Here is a 23,827-nt window from a genome sequence, read left to right as displayed (position 1 = left end):
ATAATGACTTAACTGTGTTTGCACAGTTATCGATAACTTAAAAAGGATTGTTAGGGATACATGAGGCAATCATTACAGCTGCGCATGGGCCAGCAACTTACAATGACTCCACAACTGCAACAAGCTATTCGTTTGTTGCAGCTCAGTACATTGGATCTCCAGCAAGAAATTCAAGAAGCGCTTGATAGTAATCCTCTACTTGAAGTGGAAGAAGCGGATTACAACGAAGAAAGCACCGGCAAGAATGAGCAAAAAGCTGAATCTGACGATGTGCAAGTCAGCGCGTCTGCCGAAGAAGCTCCTAGCGAATACGAGCAAGAAAGTAGTGATGCTCTCAATAAAGACACCGTAAGCGATGACTTAGCTATGGATGTTACCTGGGATGAGTACATGAGTGCCGCCCCTTCAACATCGTCAGGGCCAATGCCTGAAGATGAATCAATCTATCAGGGTGCATCAACCGAAACCCTTCACGAATACCTAATGTGGCAATTACAGCTCACGCCATTTAGCCCTACTGATGAAGCGATTGCTGTGGCAATTGTAGAAGCTATCGATGAATCAGGTATTTTAACGGTAAGCTGTGAAGATATCGTCGAAAGCTTTAATCAAAATAGCGATGAAGAAGAAATCGAACTTGATGAAGTCGAAGCGGTCTTAAAAAGAATTCAGTTATTTGATCCTGTTGGTATTGGCGCACGCAGTTTACAAGAATGTCTGTGCATTCAGTTACGTCAATTCGATGCTAATACGCCATATTTAGCTGAAACTAAAATGGTTTTATCTGAGCATATCGAATTATTAGCGAGTCGCGACTATCGAACTTTGATGAAAAAGACTAAGCTTAAAGAAAACGAGCTTAAAGAAGTGATGACGCTCATCCACAGCTTAAATCCTAAGCCTGCGGATAGCATAGTGCGCGAAGAGTCTGAGTACGTCATACCTGATGTATCAGTAAAAAAAGTAAAAGGTCGCTGGGTAGTCGAGTTAAACCCAGACTGTATGCCAAAGATTAGAGTGAACAGCCAATATGCGGCGATGTCTCGCTCTGTTAAATCAAGTAGCGACAGCCAATTTATTCGCTCTCACTTACAAGAAGCTAAGTGGTTTATTAAAAGCTTAGAAAGCCGTAACGATACGCTATTAAAAGTGACCAACTGTATCGTTCAACAACAACAAGCTTTCTTTGAGCATGGCCCTGAGGCAATGAAGCCGATGGTGCTAAATGATGTTGCTGAAATGGTCGAAATGCATGAATCGACGATTTCACGGGTAACAACGCAAAAATATATGCATACCCCACGGGGTATTTTTGAGTTGAAATATTTCTTCTCAAGCCATGTCAGCACCGAAAATGGTGGTGAGTGTTCTTCTACAGCAATACGCGCTTTAATCAAGAAGTTAGTCGCTGCAGAAAACTCAGCTAAACCATTGAGTGATAGCAAAATTGCAGATATATTGGCTGAGCAAGGAATTAAAGTAGCTAGACGTACAATTGCAAAATATCGTGAGTCTCTAGCAATACCTCCGTCTAATCAGCGTAAGAGTCTGATTTAGACGTTTTACATAGAAGGAAAAATGCTTATGCAACTAAATTTAACTGGTCGTCATGTAGAAATCACAGATTCATTAAGAGACTATGTAAACACCAAGTTTGCGAAACTAGAAAGGCATTTTGACCATATTAATAATGTTCATGTCATTCTAGATGTAGAAAAATTAAGCCAAAAAGCAGAAGCAACTTTACATGTAAACGGAGGCGAGTTATTCGCTTCTACAGAACATCAAGATATGTACGCAGCCATTGACTCACTGATCGATAAACTCGATCGCCAAGTCATTAAACACAAAGAGAAATTAGCTCGACATTAAATTATGAAACTAAGTTCACTTACTAACCAGGACTGCAGCAAAGCTGCGGTCCTTTTTAATAGCAAAAAAAGAATTCTTGAATATATCAGCGAACTGGCTCACCAGCAGCTTCCTCATTTATCGCAACAAGATATCCTAGATGCTTTACTCAACCGAGAAAAACTAGGTAGCACCGGCATTGGCCGAGGTATTGCTATTCCACATGGCCGAATGAGTGGCGCAGATGAACCTCATGCTTTTGTGATAGTGAGTGAATCCCCTATTAATTTTGATGCAATTGATAATCGCCCGGTTGATATTTTTGTAGCACTCATCGTACCAGATGGTGACTGTCAGCTTCACCTAAAGACCTTATCAACAATTGCTGATAGACTTAAAGATAAAGAGTTTTGTAAACAGCTGCGTAGTGCAACTACCGATCAGCAACTGTTTCAGGTCATATCAGCAGAGGCATAAATGGAATTAATAATTATCAGCGGTCGCTCAGGCTCAGGTAAATCGGTCGCTTTACGAGTACTGGAAGACTTAGGGTATTATTGCGTTGATAATATTCCAGTTAATCTACTTCCTTCGCTCGTACGAAGTGTGTCTGATAACTACGATAAAATAGCGGTCAGCATCGACGTACGTAACTTACCGAAAGAGCAGCAAGAATTTAATGATATTCTTGAGTACCTGCCAGGTTTCGCAAACCCAACGCTATTCTATTTAGACAGTGATGACCAAACTCTGATCAAGCGCTTTTCAGAAACACGCCGCTTGCATCCACTATCCATTGACTCTTTGCCGCTTGATCTGGCCATTAAACAAGAAAAAATACTGCTTGATGTGCTGATCACTCGCGCTGACTTTATGATTGATACCACTGATCTAAGTGTTCATCAGTTAGCAGAATCAATTCGCGAAAAGATTTTAGGTAAAAAAGATAAAAAGCTGATTATTACTTTTATGTCGTTTGGCTTTAAGCATGGTATTCCAAAAGAAGCTGACTACGTTTTTGATGCACGCTTTTTACCTAACCCACACTGGGAACCTGATTTAAAGCCACTAACTGGCCTTGATCAACCAGTCAAAGATTACCTAGCTAGCCACAGCATAGTGCAAAAATTTACGTGGCAAATACAAACATTTGTGCAAACTTGGTTACCGCACTTAGAGCGTAATAACCGCAGTTACCTGACTATTGCTATTGGTTGTACCGGTGGCCAACATCGCTCTGTTTACTTAGCGCAAACAATTGGTGAGAGCTTTTCTAAAACTCATGCTAATGTAAAAATTCGCCATCGCGAACAGGACATTTAATTAGGCACCAACAATGCACGCTGAAGATACCTTTTTAATTCAAAATAAACTTGGCTTACATGCTCGCGCTGCTACTGTTTTAGCGCAATTAGCACTGCAGTTTGATGCCAAAATTACGCTTTATCAAGATGATAAAGAAGCTGAAGGCGATAGCGTGTTAGCATTAATGCTACTTGAAAGTAGTCAAGGTAAAGAAGTTCGCGTTGTATGCGAAGGCCCTGACGCCGATGCTGCATTAACGGCAATCGGCGAATTAATAGCACAACGCTTCCACGAGCAAGAATAGCATTTGCTAAGACTTCAAGGTTTACGGTAAACTTAATTCGGATATTTAAAATTCCCTTTAAATATCCTACTTTTATATCGCTCGCTTTTCTAAATTACATAACTCTTAATAAATTTATCGCAGTGCGACGATATCTCTGCAAATACACTTCAAAGCAACTATGCTGTATTTGCTTAGCCTATTTAAACTTTTTTCAGTTGTAAGGACGCCAATGCCAGAAGCCTTTGAACAAGATTACCCACTACAACAACTCAAACAAGTGACCAAGTCACTCAATAGTGGTCAATTTGTTCAAGTGCGCGGTATGTTAGCCAAAACGGCACCTTGTGATACAGCCCTTTTACTTGAATCTTCTCCCCATAAAATTCGTCGTATGCTTTGGCAGCTGGTTGATCCAGATGTCCGTGGTGATGTTCTAGAAGAACTCTCTGAAGATGTACGTCTTGGCATTATTGCCCAGATGGAGCCTGAGCACATTGCTGCTGCCACTGAAGATATGGACGACGATGACTTAGGTGAGGTTTTACGTAGTCTTCCTGATACCGTATATCAAGACGTAGTCAGTGCCATGGACTCGCAAGATAGAGAAAGAGCAACTCAAGCACTTTCTTATCAAGAGCGCTCAGCCGGTGCCTTGATGAACAGCGATACAGTCACCATTCGTCCTGATGTTACCCTTGATGTGGTGCTACGCTATTTACGCTTACGAGGGGAGCTACCAGAAGGTACCGATGACTTATACGTAGTTGATAAGCATAACTGCTTTTTAGGCGCGCTCTCGTTAACTACATTGCTGACCAGTCCTTCGGATAAAATTGTCCGTGATTTAATGGATGAAGACTGTGAGTCAATCCTAATCTCTATGGATGAAAGTGATGTGGCGCAGCTGTTTGAACGTCACAACTGGATTTCAGCTCCTGTTGTTGATGATAACGCTCACTTGCTTGGTCGTATTACCATCGATGATATCGTTGACGTAATCCGTGAAGATGCAGAGCACAGCATGCTAAGCCTCGCGGGTCTTGACGACGAAGAAGACACCTTTGCGCCAGTACTGAAAAGTTCGCAGCGTCGCTCTATTTGGCTTGGGGTTAACTTATTAACCGCATTGCTAGCAGCAATTGTGGCAAGCTTTTTCGAAAACACCTTAGCAATCTTGCCTATTTTGGCGGTGCTCAATGGTATCGTCCCTTCAATGGGGGGGGTTGCGGGTAGCCAAACCTTAACTCTTGTTATTCGTGGTATAGCGGTTGGTCATATCAACCAAACCAACCAACGCTTCTTGTTACTCAAGGAGCTGGCGATTGGCGCACTGAATGGCATTATTTGGTCGATATTAATTGCTGGTGTGGTTGCCCTATGGCAGTGGGACTTTAAGCTCGGAGCAGTGCTGGCCTTTGCAATGTTCATGAACCTAGTTGCCGCTGGTATTGCGGGTGCGAGTATTCCGCTAATTCTTAAGAAAATGAAAATAGACCCAGCCCTCGCCGGCAGTGTAGTACTGACAACCGTGACCGATATTGTTGGTATCTTTGCCTTTTTAGGCACCGCGACTTGGTTATTGATCTAATACCAATTCGCAATAATACTTAATCATTTTGAGGGATTAAACCTGTCGCTACCTGCGTTAAAAATTTCTGATTTAGAACAACTAAATAACGAAATTTTTGTCCTGTTATCAACGAGGTTTTATTGCTTCAAAATAGACCACTCAATTAAGCGAATTGATATAAATAAACGGCCCTTTAAGGGCCGTATTTATATTTACATATTTACTTTGCGCGCTGCTTATTTTTACCGACTCTAGGTTTGGTATTCGCCTTTTTAAACTGGCTAAAACCGGTATGACGAGTCAGTGCCGCACGGCCTTTACCGCCCTTTCCTTTAGCTGCTTTCTCATTGCGGCCTTCTTCTGGTACCAAGCAGTTCGGTCCTTTACCGATTAGATTCGCTTTGCCCATTTTTCTTAGTGCTTCACGGATCATCGGCCAACCAGCAGGATCGTGGTAACGTAAAATCGCTTTGTGTAAGCGGCGCTGGCGTGCGCCTTTTGGAACAGGCACTTGCTCAGTATTGTTCTTAATATTGCGCAGCGAATTCATCTCAGTGTGATAAATCGTCGTTGCATTGGCCATCGGCGATGGATAAAAGTTTTGCACTTGATCAAGCTTAAAGTCATTAGACTTTAACCACAACGCCATGTTCACCATGTCTTCGTCTTTCGTCCCTGGGTGAGCAGAAATAAAATACGGGATCAAATACTGCTTTTTACCCGCTTCTTTTGAGTATTTATCAAATAACTCTTTAAACTTATCGTAAGCACCCATGCCCGGCTTCATCATCTTAGACAATGGACCATCTTCAGTATGCTCAGGCGCAATTTTTAAGTACCCGCCTACGTGATGGGTAACCAACTCTTTAACGTAGCGAGGGTCTTCTACAGCTAAGTCATAACGAACGCCAGACGCAATCAAGATTTTCTTCACACCTTTTACATCACGGGCTTTTTTATAAAGCTCAATGGTTGGGGTGTGATCCGTGTCCATGTGCTTACAGATATCTGGATAAACACATGATAAACGGCGGCACGTACTCTCTGCTTTTTTACTCTTACAGCGCAACTTGTACATATTCGCTGTCGGTCCGCCTAAGTCAGAAATAACCCCAGTGAAGCCCGGTACTCTGTCACGAATTTGCTCAATTTCATCAATAATTGATTGCTCAGAACGGCTTTGAATAATACGCCCTTCGTGCTCTGTAATCGAACAGAAAGAACAACCACCAAAGCAACCACGCATGATGTTCACCGAGGTTTTAATCATTTCATAGGCTGGGATTTTTTCATCGCCGTAGCTTGGGTGCGGAATACGCTGATAGGGCAAACCAAATACGCCATCCATTTCTTCTGTTTCAAGTGGGAATGCTGGCGGGTTAACCCAAATAGAACGGTCGCCATGGCGTTGAAATAACGCACGTGCGCAACCTGGGTTTGTTTCTTGGTGCAAAATACGCGAGGCATGGGCATAAAGCGGTTTATTTACGCTTACTTGCTCATACGCTGGCAGCTTAACGTAGGTCTTTTCCCATGGCTTAGGACGTGCTGGCTGAACAGTGATTGGCTTAGCCGCCTCGGCACTTAAATCAATACCCGCTTTTTTAAATTCAGATTTACTACAACCCACATCATCTGCGCCATACGGGTTTGGAATTGGATCAATCTTACCGATTTTATCAATTGCAGTTGAGTCACTACCACGCCAACCCGGTAATGGTTCTTTACGAATAACTGCAGTACCACGAATATCTTGAATTGTCTCAACCGACTCACCAGCGGCAATACGGTGGGCAACTTCAACAAGTGGGCGCTCAGCGTTTCCGTAAATTAAAATGTCAGCTTTGGCATCAAACAACACACTTCGGCGTACTTTTTCTTGCCAATAATCATAATGAGCAATACGGCGTAAACTCGCCTCAATACCACCAATGATCAGCGGCACATCTTTATAAGCTTCGCGACAGCGTTGGCTGTATACAACTACCGCACGGTCAGGACGTTTACCGCCTATGTTACCCGGCGTGTAAGCATCATCATGACGCATACGCTTTTCAGCTGTATAACGGTTGATCATCGAGTCCATGTTACCTGCTGTAACACCGAAGAATAAGTTAGGCTTACCTAACGCCATAAAGGCATCTTTTGAGTTCCAATCAGGCTGCGCAATTATACCCACACGAAAACCCTGTGACTCAAGCATACGCCCAATCACAGCCATACCGAAACTTGGATGATCTACATACGCGTCACCACTGACAATGATCACGTCACAGCTATCCCAGCCTAACGCGTCCATTTCTGCACGAGTGGTTGGTAAAAATGGCGCCGTGCCATAGCATTCAGCCCAATACTTAGGGTAAGAAAACAGGCCTCGCTCGGCTTTTAATGCGCTCATAAAGTGTACTCTGCTAACAAAAGGGGCGAATTATACCCCAGTCTTATGGATTATTATAGAAAACAAAACGCCCTCCACATGGGAGGGCGCTGTTTAAATAGTGTGCTTTTGTTGAAACTTGCTATTGTTTAGCTTGCAGGTAGGTAATTAACTCTTTTTCTGGCATAGGCTTAGCGTACATAAAGCCTTGCACTTCATCACAGCCAAGCTGGGCTAAATAATCTGCTTGCGCTTGGGTTTCGACCCCTTCTGCAATGGTTTTTAAGCCTAACCTTGCGCCGAGAGAAATAATTAACGCAGCAATAGCCTGACAATCTTGACCTGGTAAGTCTTTAATAAAGTCACGATCAATTTTGAGTCTGTCTAGTGGCAGTTTTTGCAAGTAACTTAACGATGAGAACCCTGTACCAAAGTCGTCAATTGCAATCTCGATACCAAACTCTTTTAGCTCTTTTAATGTAGTGATCACGTTTGCGAGTTCATCCATAACCACACTTTCGGTCACTTCGAGTTCAATAAACTGCGGCTTTACATCGTACTTAATTAAAGTGTCTTTAACTTGCTGCGCATAGCCTTTAACTTTAAATTGCGGCACTGAAACATTCACGGCAATACTAATTGCAAAGCCCATAGCTTCGAGACGCTTTTGTTGCATACATGCCTGCTCTAGCACCCATTGACCAATATCAACAATTAAACCGGCATCTTCAGCCATAGGCACGAAAATCGCCGGCGAAATATACTGACCATTACCTGACGGCCAACGCAGTAGCGCTTCACAGCCAATGATTTCAAGAGTGTTTAAATCAAGTTGCGGCTGAAACCAAACCTCTAATTTACGCTGCTCAAAATCTTGACGAAGCTGTCTGATGATCCCTAAACGCCAGGCCATTTGCTCTTCCATATCTGGGGTATACGTCACCACCATTTCAGAAGATTGTTTTTTAGCTTGGTTAAGCGCAATGTAGCCCAGTTTTAAGGTCTCGATCCCTGCTTGCAGGAAGTCACCTTGATAACATAAACCAATTTTAAAGTTGATTGGTAAAATGTGTTCACCAGCATTGAACGGCAAACTTAAGTGCTCGCGTAGTAACTCAACGTCACACTCAGCAACTGGTAACAGTAAACCAAATACATCTGCACCAATGCGCGAGAGCAGCTCTGCATTTGGGTATTCTTGATGTAGCCTATCAACAATGGCATTTAGTAATAAGTTACCAATCTCTTGCCCTAAGCCATTGTTAATATCTGAGAATTGCGCAACATCAATTAATAAAAAGACATAATCACTTTTACCCGGCTGGTAGTAACGCTCCACTTTATCCATAAAATCGTTACGATTCGATAAGCCAGTTAAAACATCTTTATAAGCTGCATCACGTAACCGGTTGAACAACCTAACATTATCAAGACCAACACTAACATTAGTCAAAAATATCTCTGCAAATTGGAGTTGCGAAGGACTTGGTGTGTGCTCGGTTTCTAAGTAAATAGCTGCTTGGCGGTTTTTGCTTTTTAATAAATACGTACTGTCTACATCGGTGTGCTGATGCTCAACTTGGGCTAGGCAGTTGTTAACTTGCATGATAATACGGCCATCATCAAGCTGCTCAATACCTTGGCCAATAAACTCATTATATTCAGCACAACCACCTAAAACATAAACCTGATTATCATCTTCGATAGAACCACACAGTAAACCTTGCGGTTCGCAATCTAAAATAATTGAGAGCTGCTTAATCACTGCCATCGAAAAAGCTTTTATATCAGTAAAGCCAAGAATAGCCTTAGATGCATACAAAATATTATTTAACGCGCGGCTTTGAAATTCGAGCTGACATACTTGCTCATAAGAGCGAATAGCAGTAACAAGGGAGGTGATAAGCTTACTGCGTGTTAGTTCTGTTTTTGTTTTGTAGTCGTTGATATCGTATTCGCGGATCACTTTTTCTTCAGGTGCATAGCCTGGTTGCCCGGTACGTAAAATAATACGCACATTGTGATTATTGAGGCACTCTCTAACCTGCTTTACAACTTGCAAGCCAGCATCATCTGACTCCATAACCACATCAAGGAGAATTACCGAAATCGAATGGTCATTTTTAAGTAATTCGAGCGCTTCTGCACCTGAGTAGGCATGATGGAATCGCAGCCCTTTGTCCCAGAACTCAACACCTGAAAGAGCAAGCTTAGTAACTGAATGTATTTCTGGATCATCATCGACAATTAATACGTCCCAAAAATCAGAAACAGTTTCATCCACTAACTGTTCGTCATCTTGGTCACTAAACAAAAAGTCGTTACTCTCTGATGCCATTAATAATTCCTTAGAGTGATCCCCGTAATACTGTAACTATGGTGCCACTCCATTTTACAGCGATGCTCAAAATTCTATCACTTATTTAACTATGATACATTAGTGATAGCTTATATAGTATCAAACAGATTATAGTCTATGTTACGTATAATGTTATGAAAGTTATAAAACAATTGCCTGAGGTGAGATTATTAAAATACTCATTTTTACCCTAAAAGCGATTTTTATCAGCATTCTGATCTCACTTGTGATTGGGCTCATGCTTTCACCGCAATATACCGTTCACAAATCAATTAAAGTGAATGCGAGCAGTGCTGAGGTTGCGAGCCTTGTTGGCGACTTTAATCAATGGCCCAAATGGCAACCATGGCAGGCTGTCGACCCGAGTATCGAATTTACCATTGCAGAACCTAGCCAAGGAGTGGGTGCACATCAATTTTGGCAAAGTCGCTTTGGCGAAGGTGAAATGACCATCACCCAACTCGACAACAGCCAGCTTTCATTTAATATCTTATTCAATAAAGAACACATTGCCCAAGGCACAATCCGCTATTTACCTGAAGGCGATAACGTTAACATTGAGTGTTCACTTAAAGGTGAGGTCAACACCCCTATTATTGGTGGCTACCTTGCTTTACTAAGCCAGTATATTCTCAATAACACAGTAAAACTGGCGCTCAATAACATCAAAACTCATGCGCAGTTAGCAACAACAGGCAAGGACAGTGTGACCGATGACAGTGAAAGCAGCTCAGGCGAGAGTTAATCTTGCTAATATCATAGAAAACCAGCTTGGCTACCCGATTCATAAGGCATCATCGGCTAGGATCAACCATGCAAGTGATGATAGCTACTCAGCACAAGGTCAACAGCAGTTAGCTTATCAAATTAAAGCACAAGCAAGCCTTTTAGAGCGCGCTCAAACTCGCCAAGAAATTCAATTCATTAAGCGCCAAGAAAATATCGAAACTATTATGGCGATGGCTATGGCGTTTTGCCCCGATGTTACGGGCCAACAACAGCCCGATTTTGATTGGATAGAGCGCTTTATTAGTTTATGTGAAGACACAGCTAATTCTTCAATGCAAAAGCTATGGGCAAAAATACTCGCAGGTGAAACCGTATCACCGGGCACTTTTTCGATTAAAAGCCTACAAACCCTTAAACATATGACACAGCGTGAAGCAGATGCCCTTCAGCGCTGTACATCCCTGTGTGGCTTCAATGAAAAAGACAATAGCCACCTAATTTTACTTGGCTTTTACAAAAAACCTTCGCTGTTTGATTTGCTTAGAAAAGGTAACAAGGTGTCTTTTAATTTAGGGAAAACTCCTGTTAGCTTTCCTGACATTCTTACTCTGATGGATATTAACTTACTGTATCGAAAAGAAATCGAGTCAGCGGTTTTAAAAGCAGGCCAAGAACTAATACTGAGCTTTATGAATCAACGCTTGGTTTTAAAAGCAAAAAGTAATGACTTAGTACTTAGCTATTATAAGTTCACACAAACGGGTGACGAGTTAAGAAAGCTAATCGCATCGCCAATAAATAAGGCTTATAAGCAGATACTTTCAACATCATTAGAAGATGAATTTGAAGTTAGCTGGCAAGCTTTAAAATAAAACTGCCAGCTAAATATAAATCGAAAAATTCGATTAGAAGTGGATTTGAATACCCGCAAATGGACCCGATGCATCTAAATCTGTGTAGATATCATCAATATCATCAAGCTCTAAAGTCATTGAGCGGTAACCCGCTTTAATGTCCATATCGATTGCTAGGTTATCAAGTAAAGCGTATGCAATACCCGCTTGGTAGTCTTGAACTTTGCTATCGTCGATAGCCAGTAAGCTACCTTCAAAGAAAACGCTTAAACCCGTTAACGGTAAGCCAACTTCAGCACGGCCATACACTAAAGGTACGAAACCAGAAAAATCAACGCGCTCAGTTGTGCTTGGACCACCATCTTGCGATGTACCTGTTACCGTAATTTCACCATCAAATTGTTTAGCATTTACACCTAAATCAATTGAAACCAAATCATTATCAAAGATTTCGTAATATAAGATGTAGTCAACATGTGATAAGTCACTCACTGTGCCTACTTGTGTACCTACAACGTAATCTGAACCACCAAAACTAAACGTTTCATCAAGTGTTGTATCACCATTTAACTCAAGTTCAGTGTATTTTAGTTTAATGTTTGGTACTAACGGGACTGGGTGCTCAAGTGCTGCGTAGTAGCTCGTAAACGTTTCATCATCAAATTTAAAGCTTTGTAGATTTCCGTCTTGAGCAAAACTACCGCTGTTATCTGATTGCCAGCCATCAACACCTAGGTATAAACCTAATAATGTATCAGCTTGCGCTGTTGGAGCTAAACAGGCCATTGAAAGGGCAGCTGCTAAACAGTACTTTTTCATCATTTTATCCTTGCGCTAAAAGTTCGCTAAGTTCAATTAGAGCCGCATTGGCTCGAGAAATATAATTCGCCATGACCAATGAGTGGTTAGCAACAAAACCAAAGCCACTGCCATTTAAGATCATTGGGCTCCACACAGTTTCTTGCGTGGCCTCTAATTCACGAATAATTTGTTGCAGACTAACACGAGCGTTTTTCTTTTCTAAAACATCAGCAAAATCATATTCAACCGCTTGTAAAAAGTGCAGTAATGCCCACGTTGCACCACGCGATTCATAAAACACATCATCAATTTGCCACCAAGATGTTTTCACTTGGCTTTGCAAAGGGGTGTATGTTGCTTGATGAGCCGCAGTATCGCCAGCTAAATCAGTGTTTAAACGATCTTGGCCAACACTTGCGCTTAAACGCTGACTTAAACTGCCTAAGCGCTTTTCAGCTTCTTTTAACCAACCACGTAAGTTATCTGCACGGGCATAGAATTGGCTATCACGATCGTTCTGATCCGCAATTTGAGTTCGGTACACAACCAGTAAATCGATACCCTTTTGATATTCAGTTTCTGCGCTAGGCCATGCCCAGGCAACAGAGCTAATATTAAATTGCGGCTGTGCTTTTTTAAGTGCTTCGTGCTCAGTTGATTGAGACTGCGAACGGCTGAAATCTTTTCGCATCGACAACACTAAATCACGGGTCATCTCAAGTGCGCCATATTCCCACGCCGGCATGTTATCCATCATCACACTTGGTGGCATCATATCGTTAGATAAATAGCCGCCAGGTTTATTTAATAATGTACTTGCCACATTGATCAATGTAGTCGTTGTTGTGTAGCCGGTGACAAACTTTTCGCCGCGCATTTGCGCTTCTTGTTTGGCCTTGCCAACAACATCCATACGAGCCGGTTCACTACTCCAGTAAACAGCAATCGCATAAAAAATAATTAATATAATAAGTAATGCACTGGCTATTTTTCCTTTATGCTCAGACATAATATCTCCTAGTGATGTGAGTGCTCTTTACTTTTTTGTGATGCCTGTTCAGACATTTCTTGTAAAGACACAACTTTAGCTTGAGTAAAAACGCGATTGCCATCATTAAAATATAGCGTGAGTTTGCGCTCTTGCCCTGCTTTTAACTGATCTTCAGGTTCAAACACCATTAAGTGATAACCACCTGGTTTAAACTCAACACTGCTGTGACCATCAATTTTTAATGATAAAACCTGCTCCATTTTCATCATGCCATCAACATGAGTATGCTGATGAATTTCAACGCGTCCTAAACCATCAAGCTCAGCTTTAGTTAACACTGTTGCATGCTCACTTGGGTTGGTAATAGTTAAATAAGCCACACTGGCTTTACTGGCTGGTAAAAATTCACGTACCTGCGCGTTGCTTACGGTTACTTCGGCAACATCGCTATGGTCATGGCCACTATGGGCAGATGAAAAAGTACTAAAGACTAAACTTGCGGTAAAAAAAGAGAGTGCGGGCCACAGTTTCATTATGTTTTAATCCTTGTTAAGACATTAACTTACCCGCTAAATTTAGCATATTTTATGTATTAAGGCAGTTTATTCGTACCTTAAGCTGGCGATTTTTTGTTATCGGCAATCAACCAGCATAATGCTGCGATAAGTAAAAGTGGCCATGCAATCATTACTGAGCCAAATAAAAACGCAAGCACAACACCAATCAAAGCAACAACACCTGCGCCAAGTAGGCCAATAGTAAATAACGCCACACCTGCAACGACGGCAATGACTGCCACTATTGCACCGATGACTTCAAGCCCAGCCCAACTCATATCAGCAATTGATAAAGGCAACTGCCATGAGTCAAACGATACAAATGAAACCGCATCAGTGCATAGTAATAACATTGCCAAAATGATGATAGCTAACGTTTTCATGCTCTACTCCTAGTAACCTTTCACTGGTAAAGTGCAATGAGCCACTAAATAACCCACGCCTATTAACAGCGGCATTTGAATAAGTAATATGATCATTACCAAACGTGTTGACCATACAGGGAAGCCCAAGCGCGCAGCGAGTCCGCTACACACACCCGAGATCTTTTTGTTACTTAGATCACGGTACCAACGAGTCGATGTGTGATAAGTATTCATCATTAACCTCCTAAGCCGACTGCTTCATCGTTGCTTTCAAGTCAGCAAGCTCTTTATCGATTGCTTCATCTTTTTCAAGGGCAGCGATTTGTGCTGCTGTTGAATTTGCAGCATCACTTTGTGTCAGTTCATACGCTTCAACTTGCGACTCAATGTTTTCAACGCGCTGCTCTAAGTAGTCAAAACGCGCTAATGCATCTTCAACTTTACTGCTATGCAGCTGCTCTTTTACTTTTAAGCGTGCTGTAACAACGCGTTCTTTTTGCATGTAAGTCAGCTGTTTGGCTTTTGCATCTGCAAGCTTGTTTTGTAAACGCTGACAATCTTCTGTCAATTTAGCGAGTGACTCTGCCACTTTATCCATTTCAGCTTGTTGCGCTTCGATTTCTGTCGTTAAACGCTGCTTTTCAACTAATGCTGCTTTGGCAAGATCATCACGATCTTTACTCAACGCTTTTTCTGCTTTCGCTTGCCAGTCAGCTACTTTCGCTTGTTTCGCTGCAATTTCACGCTTCATTTGCTTTTCTTGCGTTAAAAATGTCGCAGCAGTTGCACGGCATTCAGTCAGTGCATCCTGCATTTCTTGCACGAGTAGATTAAGTAACTTTTCAGGATCTTCAGCTTTGTCTAATGCTGCAGAAAGGTTTGCCTGAATAATGTCATTTACGCGATTTAATACACCCATGTGACTCTCCTGTTGATTATTGGGTTAATACAGCTAGGAGATTCCAATTCTTGTGCCAACTAACGAATAAATTAAAATTATCATTTATATACAATAAGTTGAGTCAATTAAATTTAGATTTAGGCTGACTAGTGACTGAATGAAAAATAACTAATTTGACTAAAAAATTAACTTTTTCACTAAATTTTAGGATCAAAAAAAGCCACAAAATGTGGCTTTTTAATAGGCTTTTTTAATAGGCTTTGTGATTAGGCTTCTGGGACAAAACTTAAGGCTTTATCCATAACAGATAAATCGGCCGCTTTACCATGGCCTTTTTCTGAGAGATGGCGTCTAAAACCACGCGCACCAGGTTGGCCTTGAAAAATCCCCAACATATGGCGAGCAATATGCCAAAAGTTAGCGCCTTTGCTCATTTCATCTTCAATATAGTCATACATCGAGCGCACAACCTGATGACGACTTAGCGTAAAGGCTTCATCACCATAAATGTTTTCGTCGACCTCAGACAAAATAAACGGATTACTATACGCCTCACGACCAATCATAATGCCATCAACATAATCAAGGTGAGCTACGCTATCAGCAATTGTTTTCACGCCACCATTTAAGCTTAAGTGAAGTTGCGGATAATCTTTTTTCAACTGGTAAACCCGCGGGTAATCAAGAGGTGGGATCTCACGATTCTCTTTTGGGCTTAAGCCATTTAACCACGCTTTACGCGCATGAATAATAAAGTCATCACAGCCAACATCATGACTCGCTTCAATTAAAGCACATAAAAACTCATACGAGTCTTGCTCATCAATACCAATGCGCGTTTTAACAGTAACAGGAATAGTCACTTCGGCTTTCATTGCAGCAACGCAGTCAGCAACCAGTTTAGGCTCAGCCATTAAACAAGCACCAAAACGACCATTTTGCACACGATCAGACGGACAGCCGACATTTAAATTTACTTCATTATAGCCACGCTCTGCGGCTAACTTTGCACACTTAGCCAACGCTTCAGGATCTGAACCACCAAGTTGCAGTGCCACTGGCCCTTCATGCTCATTAAAGTGTAAGTAATCGCCTTTACCAAATAAAATAGCGCCGGTTGTCACCATCTCAGTGTAAAGCACAGCATGCTTAGTCATTTTGCGGTGAAAGGTTCGACAATGACGATCAGTCCAATCTAACATGGGTGCCACGGAAAAACGGCGGTTTAATGTCGTTGTGCTCATAACATGGCCCCTTTAAAGATCAATGCATTTACTTGCAACTTAAATTACCTAATACGATTAACGCTTAATATAGCGATGACACATACCCTTTAGGTATGCACCGAAATGAAAAATTGCGACCATTATACCACCGAAGCTGGCTCGCGGCATGGCTTAATCGAAGATCAGATGATGAAAAGAGGCGAAGAAGTGTACTGCAATCTCACTTCTTTGACGAATAAGGTAAAATGCTAAGACTACATTTTTACTTTACTAAGAAGGTGTTCAAGGTTTTGGCCCGTAAGCTCCAAAATCGTAATTTCAAGCTCTTTGTAGTCCTCGTTTTTCAGGTTAACTAACTTAGCACCCACTGCAATTCGTGCTACTTTCTCAACAGGGTCCATTTCTACAATTTCAATTGATGCACGCGTATCATGATCTTTTGATTGCACATAATATTCACTAAAGAAGGTACCATCAGCACGTACATTTGGATTACTGTCAGACACAGACTGCAGGAGCGTGCCTTTCTTTAAATCACTTTTACGAAGTGAAAAGCTGTATTCCGCTACATTGGCATGACCAACAATTACGGTTACTGCGCTTTCACCATTAATTTTAAACTCATGGTCTGTTACTTCAATGACTTTTAGCTTACCACTATCATAGGTCGGCTCCATGCAAGCACCTAAACTAAAAATCAGAAAAACAGATAAGACGACATTTTTGATTAGCATTCTTTGTTCCTTAAATTTTATATTGCCTTCTTTAAAGTTAGATAAAAGAAGGCAATTATTCAAAGTTTAAATCACTGAAAATGCACTTTAAATCAAAACTAGCCGACAACACTCAAACCAAAGTAGTGAGCGATACCGCCTAAGATATTAGTCACCGCCACTGACGATAAAATTAAGCCCATCACCCGACTGATAATACTTGCGCCACTATCGCCAATTAACTTATGTACATGCGTGGCAAGCAGTAATAAAAACAGTACGATGACTAGTACAGAAAGCATAATTGATGAGGTTATAAGTTGCTCATACCAAGTGTATTCGGTATTTCGAGTCATCAGTACTGCACCAAGCATGGCACCGGGGCTGGCAATAGAAGGAATCGCCAAAGGGAAAATAGCGGTTTCGGTGCTATCTCGAACACTTTTGATCTCAGTTTCTGGTTTACTTTCACCGAAGATCATCGACAAAGCAAAAAGTAATAAAACGATACCTCCGGCAATCTGAAATGCCGAAAGTGGAATATTGATCGCGTTTAAAAGTAACTCGCCCGCAACAACAAAAAATAATAGCACTAATGCCGAAACACCAACCGCTTTTAATGCAACTTTGCGCTTAAATTTGGCGTCATCCCAGCGTGTAACAGCAATAAAAACAGGCACGGTCCCGATAGGATCAATGACGGCAAAAAAGAAAATGAATGCAGCTAGCAATTCACTCATTAAGAAAACTCCCTGAAAACGTGTTAGCGAATAAAAACACTGCAACTACAATACAGTATGTTAGTATATCACGGTAGCGTAAGGATAAGAGAAGATGAATATAGAATCACTCGTCAGTAAAGCAAAACAAGTATGCGATAATCGTGGTGCACGTTTCACACCTATCCGTGAAAAAGTATTCCGCCTGTTAGCTAGTGCGCAAGGTGGTGTGGGTGCTTATGACCTATTAGAACAACTCAAATTAACTGAGTCAGGCGCAAAACCGGCCACTATTTATCGAGCGCTCGATTTCTTATCGGAACTTGGCTTTATTCATAAAATTGAAAGCACCAACTCATTTATGTTGTGCCATCATTTTGATCACATTCACCCTGTACAGTTATTAATTTGTGACAGCTGTGGTTATGTAAAAGAATTACATTCAACAGTAATTTCTCATGAACTTAATAACTTAGCGGCAGAAAGTGGGTTTATTGTCTCAGGACAAACAATTGAAGCGCACGGTAAATGCGAAAAATGCAAAGAATAAGTGCGGTGTTTGAAACAACCACTACACTTAAAGTATGATTAACGGCATTTCGAAACCTAAGGGAAAATAAATAATGAATGTGGAGTTCATCAACCCTTTTTTATCATCATTATTAAATGTATTGAGCACTATGGCTCAAACAGAATTAAAGCCGGGCAAACCTAGTTTAAAGAAAGACGAACTAGCCCGTGGCGATGTATCAGGTTTGATTGGTATGGTTGGCCCACAAACTAAAGGTTCACTTTCAATCACCTTTGATGAAAATTTAGCACTGACGATTATGGAAAGAATGCTAGGTGAACGCCCTGATACGGTGAACGAAGAAGTAACCGACATGGTAGGTGAAATTACTAACATGGTAACAGGTGGCGCTAAAAACCTACTTGGCGAAAAAGGCTATGAGTTTGATATGGCAACACCAGTTGTAGTGTCTGGTAAGGGACATACAATTGCACATAAATGTGAAGGCGCCAAGGTGTTAATTCCATTCACGTCTGCTGATGGTAACGCCAATATTGAAGTTAGCTTTGATAAACTATGAGCTGGCAGCAAAAAACCATTCAATTGAAGCCTCGCTCACGAGGCTTTCACATCATTGATGACGAGCTACTTCGTCAACTTCCTGAAATAGCACAATACAAAGTCGGCTTATTACACCTATTCATTCAACACACTTCTGCAAGCTTAACTATTAACGAAAATGCAGATCCTACAGTAAGAATGGATATGGAAAGTCACTTTAATCATTTTGTGCCAGAACGACAAAGTTATTACCGCCATGATTATGAAGGTGATGACGACATGCCAGCCCACATAAAAAGCAGTACGCTAGGTGCTGAACTCACTATTCCAATTAACCAAGGCCGTTTAATGCTAGGTACTTGGCAAGGTATCTATTTAGGTGAACACCGAGATCATGGTGGCGCTAGACGTATTGTCGCGACGGTTCAAGGCCAGATCTAAAACTAGCTATAAGCTATAAGCTATAAGCTGTAAGCTGTAAGCTGTAAGCTGTAAGCTGTAAGCTGTAAGCTGTAAGCTGTAAGCTGTAAGCTGTAAGCTGTAAGCTGTAAGCTGTAAGCTGTAAGCTGTAAGCTGTAAGCTGTAAGCAAAACTTGGTATTAACTAAATTATTTAAGAAAGTGTTTTTGGGATTTTTTAGAGATTGGAGCGGCACACGAGGCTCGAACTCGTGACCTCAACCTTGGCAAGGTTGCGCTCTACCAACTGAGCTAGTGCCGCTTTTAAGTAGTCAGTGATTTGTCCGTTGTCGCACAACCTGAAGGTTGCGGTGAAACGTTCTGGCAACTGAGCTAGTGTCGCATAAATAAGTTTCTAGTTACAAGATTCAAGTTTGAATAGCTTGGAGCTTTCAACTTTCCTCTTGAAACTTAGCCAATTTCTTTTGGTGAGAAATTGGAGCGGCACACGAGGCTCGAACTCGTGACCTCAACCTTGGCAAGGTTGCGCTCTACCAACTGAGCTAGTGCCGCTTTATAAGTAGTCAGTAATTTGTCCGTTGGCGCACAACCTTGAAGGTTGCGGTAAAACGTTCTGGCAACTGAGCTAGTGCCGCACAATAAGTTACTAGTTTTAAGTTACAAGCTTCAAGTTAGTTACTTTCTTCTTGAAACTTAAGCCAATTTCTTTTGGTTAGAAATTGGAGCGGCACACGAGGCTCGAACTCGTGACCTCAACCTTGGCAAGGTTGCGCTCTACCAACTGAGCTAGTGCCGCTTTATAAGTAGTCAGTAATTTGTCCGTTGGCGCACAACCTTGAAGGTTGCGGTAAAACGTTCTGGCAACTGAGCTAGTGCCACACAATAAGTTACTAGTTTTAAGTTACAAGCTTCAAGTTAGTTACTTTCCCCTTGAAACTTAAACCAATTTCTTTTGGTGAGAAATTGGAGCGGCACACGAGGCTCGAACTCGTGACCTCAACCTTGGCAAGGTTGCGCTCTACCAACTGAGCTAGTGCCGCATTCAAAAGTAGTCAGTAATTTGTCCGTTGGCGCACAACCTAAAGGTTGCGGTAAAACGTTCTGGCAACTGAGCTAGTGCCGCATTCAAAAGTAGTCAGTAATTTGTCCGTTGGTGCACAACCTTGAAGGTTGCGGTAAACGTTCTGGCAACTGAGCTAGTGCCGCATTCAATTACTTAGAGACATACCAACCCCGCGGGGGTTAACGTCTTAAGCGGGGCAGGATTCTACAATAATCCGATGTGTTTGCAAATGTTTTTTACAAATTAAAGAATTTTTCTTGGTAAACCTTTAATTCCATGATCGAATCTTTGATATCGTCGAGGGCTAGATGTGAACCTTTTTTGTTCACTTGCGCTAATACGTCAGGTTTCCAACGACGTGCAAGTTCTTTAACTGTACTCACATCAAGGTTACGGTAGTGAAAGTAGTCTTCCAATTCAGGCATGTACTTATTCATAAAACGGCGGTCTTGGCCGATAGAATTACCACACATAGGTGAAGCACCCGCAGGTACCCATTGCTTTAAAAATGCCAATGTTTGATCAATAGCATCTTGTTCAGTGAATTTGCTTGCTTTACAACGAGCTGTTAAACCAGATTGACCGTGCTGAGTCGTGCACCACTCGTCCATGCCATCAAGCAGTTCATCGCTTTGATGAATAGCAATAACAGGGCCTTCAGCCAAGATGTTTAAATCACTGTCGGTGACAACAGTGGCAATTTCGAGTATTTTATCTGTTGCTGGTTCGAGGCCTGTCATTTCCAGGTCGAGCCAGATAAGATTTGATTTATGAAAAGACATAGTTACCTTAGCGGTGCTTTCCTTTAGATCCAACGCATTTAGATATATCATATTAGTATCATCAGTCGACCTAAAGCTTTTTTTTCAAAAAGCCCGACATTTACTCAAGTTATAGGCCAAAAGTGGCAAAACAAAAGAAATTAAGTAAAGGCCAATCGCGTCGAATTAAGGCCAATCATCAAAAACGCCTCTCTAATGCTGACAAAAAGCAACAGAAAGGGGCAACTGTGCAATGGCAAAATGATAATTTAGGCCCTGCCGAAAATGCGGTTGTGATCAGTCGATTTGGCCAACATGCCGACATTGAAACCGAATCAGGCGAAGTGCTGCGCTGTAATATACGCAGAACCGTATCGAACCTTGTGTGTGGTGATGAAGTTATTTTTCGCCGTGCAAAAGTTAGCGAAGGCGACTTAGCTGGCGTTATTGAAGCAACCCATGAGCGTCGCTCACAACTAACGCGCCCTGATTTTTATGACGGGGTAAAAGTCGTCGCAGCCAATATCGACCAAATTTTAATGGTCTCTGCGGTATTGCCTGAGTTTACGCCAAACATTATCGACCGCTATTTAGTTGCCTGTGAAGACATGGGTATTGAGCCTATTTTAGTGCTTAACAAAATAGATTTAATTGACGATGAAGGCCTTGCTTTTATTGATGAAATTCTCGATATCTATCGTGAGCTAGGTTATCAAGTACTGTTAGTCAGTAATAAAACCGGTCAAGGCATTGATGAGCTTAAACAAAAACTGGTCGATAAGAACAGCATCTTTGTTGGTCAAAGTGGTGTGGGTAAATCAACCTTAGTAAACACTGTACTGCCTGATGCTGACATCCTAACCCAAGAAGTCTCTGAGAACAGCGGCCTTGGCCAACACACAACAACCGTATCGCGATTACACCATTTACCGAGTGGTGGTAACCTAATCGACTCACCAGGAATTCGTGAGTTTGGCTTATGGCATTTAGATGTTGAGCGCGTTACATGGTGCTTTAAAGAGTTCCGCGATTTTATTGGTGGCTGTCGTTTTCGCGATTGTAAGCATTTAAACGATCCTGGCTGTATAATTCGCCAAGCTGTTGATGATGGTGAAATTTCAGAACTTCGTTTTGACAGTTACCACCGAATTTTAGAAACTATGGCCGACGGCCGTGCTGGTGCACGCGCTCCTCGCGTATAACTATTTAGGAAATAACAAGTGAGTTTAGATAAATTCAAAATTGCTATGCAATATGCCATGCCAAAACATTTCATTTCGCGCATGGTTGGCAAGTTAGCAGCAGCAAAAGCGGGTGGCTTAACAACGGCCTTAATTAAATTGTTTATCAAACAATACAAAATTGATATGAGTGAGGCTAAATACCCAGATCCAGCTCATTACAAAACTTTTAATGAGTTTTTCACTCGCCCATTAAAAGAAGGTATTCGTCCACTTGCTGAAGAAAGCGACATTATTGCTCACCCAGTTGATGGTGCAATTAGCCAATTAGGCGATGTAGTAGACGGTCAAATCATCCAAGCAAAAGGCCATGACTACAGCTTACAAGCACTCCTTGGTGGCAAAGAAGAAGACACAGCGCCGTTTTTAGGCGGTAAGTTTGCAACTATTTATTTAGCGCCTAAAGATTACCACCGTATTCATATGCCTGTTGATGGTACGCTGAGCAAAATGATCTACGTACCGGGTGATTTATTTTCGGTAAACCCGTTAACAGCACAAAATGTACCTAACCTATTTGCTCGTAACGAGCGTGTTGTAGCTATCTTCGAAACCGAAATTGGCCCGCTAGCCATGGTGCTTGTTGGTGCGACAATTGTTGCTAGCATCGAGACTATCTGGGCAGGCACAGTCACGCCACCAGCAGGTAAAGATGTATTTAGTTGGAATTACCCAACCACAGGTGACAACGCGATTACTCTGAAGAAGGGTGAAGAAATGGGTCGCTTTAAATTAGGCTCTACCGTTATTTTAGCCTGGGGTGCAAATCAAGCTGAGTTCTTATCAGATCAACACCCAGAAACAGTGACGCGCATGGGCACACCATTTGCGAAAATTAACGATTAATAAGTTCAATTAAGCAAACCACTTGAGCAAAAGTGGTTTGCTTAAAATTCACTATAAACCGCGCCTACACCCCACGATTACACTCCGAGCATTCACTATCTTTTTGAATATTAAAGCGCTGCTGCATTAGTGTTAGCCCATCAAATTGAATAAACTCGCTACCCGTTTTATGGCTAAGCAATATATTGATAGCCAATAAACTTTGCATGCTCCCAATAACACCCAGTAACGGGCTCAATACCCCTGCATTGTCACAATTAAGCGCTGTTTGCTCCTCCGTTTGCGGGAATACACAACCATAACAAGGGCTCTGTTCATCACGAAAATCAAAACTCATCACCTGCCCCTGCGTTGCAATAGCGGCAGCTGATACAAGTGGGATAGATTTAGCTAAACAATAGCCATTAACCAAATAACGGGTAGCAAAGTTATCACTGCAATCGAGGATGATGTCAGCACCTTCAAGTAGTTCAGCACAGTTACTTTCATCAAGCTTTTGGCTTAGAGGCTTAACCGTAATTTGATTATTTAAACTGCTTAACACCTTGGCAGCCGCCTGTGTTTTTGCCTGCCCCATGTGGTTTACTTTATAGAGTATTTGTCGCTGTAGATTTGAAAGCTCAACTTTATCGTCGTCAATCAAAGTGAGCGTTCCTATTCCTGCTGCCGCTAAATAAAACAGTGCTGGTGAGCCAAGCCCACCAGCTCCGACAACCACAATATGTGCAGTCTTTAACTTCTGCTGACCCGCATGCCCCACCTCTTTTAATAGTAAATGGCGGCTATAACGAATTTGCTCTTTGTCGCTTAACGCGCTCATA

26 protein-coding genes and 4 tRNA genes are annotated in these 23,827 nt (G+C 41.8%); 13 read left to right on the top strand and 17 right to left on the bottom strand.

Annotated features, from left to right (window positions below):
- Nucleotides 1-60 precede the first annotated feature (60 nt).
- The 6 genes from KQP93_RS02320 (at nucleotide 61) to mgtE (ending at nucleotide 5,030) form a co-directional block, all read left to right on the top strand.
- The gene (locus KQP93_RS02320; protein ID WP_058585934.1) at nucleotides 61-1,557 is read left to right on the top strand and encodes an RNA polymerase factor sigma-54; all 1,497 of its coding nucleotides are present in this window, start codon (nucleotides 61-63) and stop codon (nucleotides 1,555-1,557) included.
- A 27-nt stretch (nucleotides 1,558-1,584) separates the two neighbouring features.
- Nucleotides 1,585-1,872, top strand: a complete 288-nt coding sequence (gene hpf / locus KQP93_RS02315) for a ribosome hibernation promoting factor (RefSeq protein WP_036971325.1) — start codon at nucleotides 1,585-1,587, stop codon at nucleotides 1,870-1,872.
- A gap of 3 nt (nucleotides 1,873-1,875) precedes the next feature.
- Complete coding sequence (ptsN, locus tag KQP93_RS02310) at nucleotides 1,876-2,328, top strand: PTS IIA-like nitrogen regulatory protein PtsN (RefSeq protein ID WP_054561106.1); 453 nt, start codon at nucleotides 1,876-1,878, stop codon at nucleotides 2,326-2,328.
- Nucleotides 2,329-3,174 (top strand): RNase adapter RapZ, encoded by an 846-nt coding sequence (rapZ, locus tag KQP93_RS02305; protein WP_217875673.1) that lies wholly within the window; start codon nucleotides 2,329-2,331, stop codon nucleotides 3,172-3,174.
- Between the two features lie 13 nt (nucleotides 3,175-3,187).
- The gene (locus tag KQP93_RS02300) at nucleotides 3,188-3,460 is read left to right on the top strand and encodes an HPr family phosphocarrier protein (RefSeq protein ID WP_054561108.1); all 273 of its coding nucleotides are present in this window, start codon (nucleotides 3,188-3,190) and stop codon (nucleotides 3,458-3,460) included.
- A 211-nt stretch (nucleotides 3,461-3,671) separates the two neighbouring features.
- Nucleotides 3,672-5,030 carry a magnesium transporter gene (gene mgtE / locus KQP93_RS02295; protein WP_054561109.1) on the top strand — a complete coding sequence of 453 codons (1,359 nt, stop codon included), beginning with the start codon at nucleotides 3,672-3,674 and terminating at the stop codon, nucleotides 5,028-5,030.
- A gap of 202 nt (nucleotides 5,031-5,232) precedes the next feature.
- Here mgtE and KQP93_RS02290 read toward each other — a convergent pair whose 3' ends face one another.
- Nucleotides 5,233-7,410, bottom strand: a complete 2,178-nt coding sequence (locus KQP93_RS02290) for a YgiQ family radical SAM protein (protein WP_217875672.1) — start codon at nucleotides 7,408-7,410, stop codon at nucleotides 5,233-5,235.
- A gap of 121 nt (nucleotides 7,411-7,531) precedes the next feature.
- Nucleotides 7,532-9,727, bottom strand: a complete 2,196-nt coding sequence (locus KQP93_RS02285; RefSeq protein ID WP_217875671.1) for a bifunctional diguanylate cyclase/phosphodiesterase — start codon at nucleotides 9,725-9,727, stop codon at nucleotides 7,532-7,534.
- A gap of 259 nt (nucleotides 9,728-9,986) precedes the next feature.
- On the opposite strand from KQP93_RS02285, the gene KQP93_RS02280 reads away from it, so the two are divergent.
- Both KQP93_RS02280 and KQP93_RS02275 read left to right on the top strand, forming a co-directional pair.
- Nucleotides 9,987-10,493, top strand: coding sequence for an SRPBCC family protein (locus KQP93_RS02280; RefSeq protein ID WP_240701457.1), 507 nt, complete (start codon nucleotides 9,987-9,989; stop codon nucleotides 10,491-10,493).
- Nucleotides 10,462-11,349, top strand: a complete 888-nt coding sequence (locus KQP93_RS02275) for a TIGR03899 family protein (protein ID WP_217875670.1) — start codon at nucleotides 10,462-10,464, stop codon at nucleotides 11,347-11,349. Before KQP93_RS02280 ends, KQP93_RS02275 begins: the two co-directional genes overlap by 32 nt.
- A gap of 33 nt (nucleotides 11,350-11,382) precedes the next feature.
- On the opposite strand, the gene KQP93_RS02270 is transcribed toward KQP93_RS02275, so the two are convergent.
- From KQP93_RS02270 to KQP93_RS02230, 9 genes are all read right to left on the bottom strand, one after another.
- The gene (locus KQP93_RS02270; protein ID WP_217875669.1) at nucleotides 11,383-12,150 is read right to left on the bottom strand and encodes a TIGR04219 family outer membrane beta-barrel protein; all 768 of its coding nucleotides are present in this window, start codon (nucleotides 12,148-12,150) and stop codon (nucleotides 11,383-11,385) included.
- Nucleotides 12,151-12,154: 4 nt separating this feature from the next.
- The gene (locus KQP93_RS02265; RefSeq protein ID WP_217875668.1) at nucleotides 12,155-13,141 is read right to left on the bottom strand and encodes a DUF2333 family protein; all 987 of its coding nucleotides are present in this window, start codon (nucleotides 13,139-13,141) and stop codon (nucleotides 12,155-12,157) included.
- An 8-nt stretch (nucleotides 13,142-13,149) separates the two neighbouring features.
- Entirely contained in the window at nucleotides 13,150-13,656 is a 507-nt protein-coding gene (locus KQP93_RS02260) for a copper chaperone PCu(A)C (protein WP_217875667.1), read from the bottom strand.
- 80 nt (nucleotides 13,657-13,736) lie between these two features.
- Nucleotides 13,737-14,063 (bottom strand): hypothetical protein, encoded by a 327-nt coding sequence (locus tag KQP93_RS02255; protein WP_054554146.1) that lies wholly within the window; start codon nucleotides 14,061-14,063, stop codon nucleotides 13,737-13,739.
- Nucleotides 14,064-14,072: 9 nt separating this feature from the next.
- On the bottom strand, nucleotides 14,073-14,279 hold the full coding sequence (locus tag KQP93_RS02250) for a PspC domain-containing protein (protein WP_054554145.1): 207 nt from the start codon (nucleotides 14,277-14,279) through the stop codon (nucleotides 14,073-14,075).
- Nucleotides 14,280-14,289: 10 nt separating this feature from the next.
- Nucleotides 14,290-14,964, bottom strand: coding sequence for a PspA/IM30 family protein (locus KQP93_RS02245; RefSeq protein WP_217875666.1), 675 nt, complete (start codon nucleotides 14,962-14,964; stop codon nucleotides 14,290-14,292).
- Between the two features lie 248 nt (nucleotides 14,965-15,212).
- Nucleotides 15,213-16,190 (bottom strand): tRNA dihydrouridine(20/20a) synthase DusA, encoded by a 978-nt coding sequence (dusA, locus tag KQP93_RS02240; RefSeq protein ID WP_217875665.1) that lies wholly within the window; start codon nucleotides 16,188-16,190, stop codon nucleotides 15,213-15,215.
- Between the two features lie 236 nt (nucleotides 16,191-16,426).
- Nucleotides 16,427-16,849: a hypothetical protein gene (locus tag KQP93_RS02235; protein ID WP_217875664.1), complete on the bottom strand. Its 423-nt coding sequence runs from the start codon at nucleotides 16,847-16,849 to the stop codon at nucleotides 16,427-16,429.
- Between the two features lie 155 nt (nucleotides 16,850-17,004).
- Nucleotides 17,005-17,625, bottom strand: coding sequence for a MarC family protein (locus KQP93_RS02230; protein ID WP_217875663.1), 621 nt, complete (start codon nucleotides 17,623-17,625; stop codon nucleotides 17,005-17,007).
- A gap of 94 nt (nucleotides 17,626-17,719) precedes the next feature.
- On the opposite strand from KQP93_RS02230, the gene KQP93_RS02225 reads away from it, so the two are divergent.
- From KQP93_RS02225 to KQP93_RS02215, 3 genes are all read left to right on the top strand, one after another.
- Nucleotides 17,720-18,154, top strand: coding sequence for a transcriptional repressor (locus KQP93_RS02225; RefSeq protein WP_054554141.1), 435 nt, complete (start codon nucleotides 17,720-17,722; stop codon nucleotides 18,152-18,154).
- Between the two features lie 73 nt (nucleotides 18,155-18,227).
- Nucleotides 18,228-18,695, top strand: coding sequence for a chemotaxis protein CheX (locus KQP93_RS02220; RefSeq protein ID WP_054554140.1), 468 nt, complete (start codon nucleotides 18,228-18,230; stop codon nucleotides 18,693-18,695).
- Complete coding sequence (locus tag KQP93_RS02215; protein ID WP_217875662.1) at nucleotides 18,692-19,117, top strand: secondary thiamine-phosphate synthase enzyme YjbQ; 426 nt, start codon at nucleotides 18,692-18,694, stop codon at nucleotides 19,115-19,117. The genes KQP93_RS02220 and KQP93_RS02215 overlap by 4 nt, the downstream gene beginning before the upstream one ends.
- Before the next feature lie 203 nt (nucleotides 19,118-19,320).
- Here KQP93_RS02215 and KQP93_RS02210 read toward each other — a convergent pair.
- The 5 genes from KQP93_RS02210 to orn form a co-directional block, all read right to left on the bottom strand.
- Nucleotides 19,321-19,396, bottom strand: a tRNA-Gly gene (locus KQP93_RS02210).
- 175 nt (nucleotides 19,397-19,571) lie between these two features.
- A tRNA-Gly gene (locus KQP93_RS02205) sits at nucleotides 19,572-19,647 on the bottom strand.
- A gap of 168 nt (nucleotides 19,648-19,815) precedes the next feature.
- Nucleotides 19,816-19,891 (bottom strand) — tRNA-Gly (locus KQP93_RS02200).
- Nucleotides 19,892-20,059: 168 nt separating this feature from the next.
- A tRNA-Gly gene (locus KQP93_RS02195) sits at nucleotides 20,060-20,135 on the bottom strand.
- A 259-nt stretch (nucleotides 20,136-20,394) separates the two neighbouring features.
- Nucleotides 20,395-20,940: an oligoribonuclease gene (orn, locus tag KQP93_RS02190; protein ID WP_217875661.1), complete on the bottom strand. Its 546-nt coding sequence runs from the start codon at nucleotides 20,938-20,940 to the stop codon at nucleotides 20,395-20,397.
- 122 nt (nucleotides 20,941-21,062) lie between these two features.
- On the opposite strand from orn, the gene rsgA reads away from it, so the two are divergent.
- The gene (gene rsgA / locus KQP93_RS02185; protein WP_217875660.1) at nucleotides 21,063-22,121 is read left to right on the top strand and encodes a small ribosomal subunit biogenesis GTPase RsgA; all 1,059 of its coding nucleotides are present in this window, start codon (nucleotides 21,063-21,065) and stop codon (nucleotides 22,119-22,121) included.
- Nucleotides 22,122-22,139: 18 nt separating this feature from the next.
- Complete coding sequence (gene asd, locus KQP93_RS02180) at nucleotides 22,140-23,006, top strand: archaetidylserine decarboxylase (protein WP_175083551.1); 867 nt, start codon at nucleotides 22,140-22,142, stop codon at nucleotides 23,004-23,006.
- A gap of 64 nt (nucleotides 23,007-23,070) precedes the next feature.
- Here asd and KQP93_RS02175 read toward each other — a convergent pair whose 3' ends face one another.
- Nucleotides 23,071-23,826, bottom strand: coding sequence for a HesA/MoeB/ThiF family protein (locus KQP93_RS02175; RefSeq protein ID WP_217875659.1), 756 nt, complete (start codon nucleotides 23,824-23,826; stop codon nucleotides 23,071-23,073).
- Nucleotide 23,827: the final 1 nt, after the last annotated feature.

This window comes from Pseudoalteromonas shioyasakiensis (assembly GCF_019134595.1).
GTDB lineage: Bacteria > Pseudomonadota > Gammaproteobacteria > Enterobacterales > Alteromonadaceae > Pseudoalteromonas > Pseudoalteromonas shioyasakiensis_A.
Note: the sequence above shows the minus strand (reverse complement) of the source record. Positions and strands in the feature narration are given on the sequence as shown.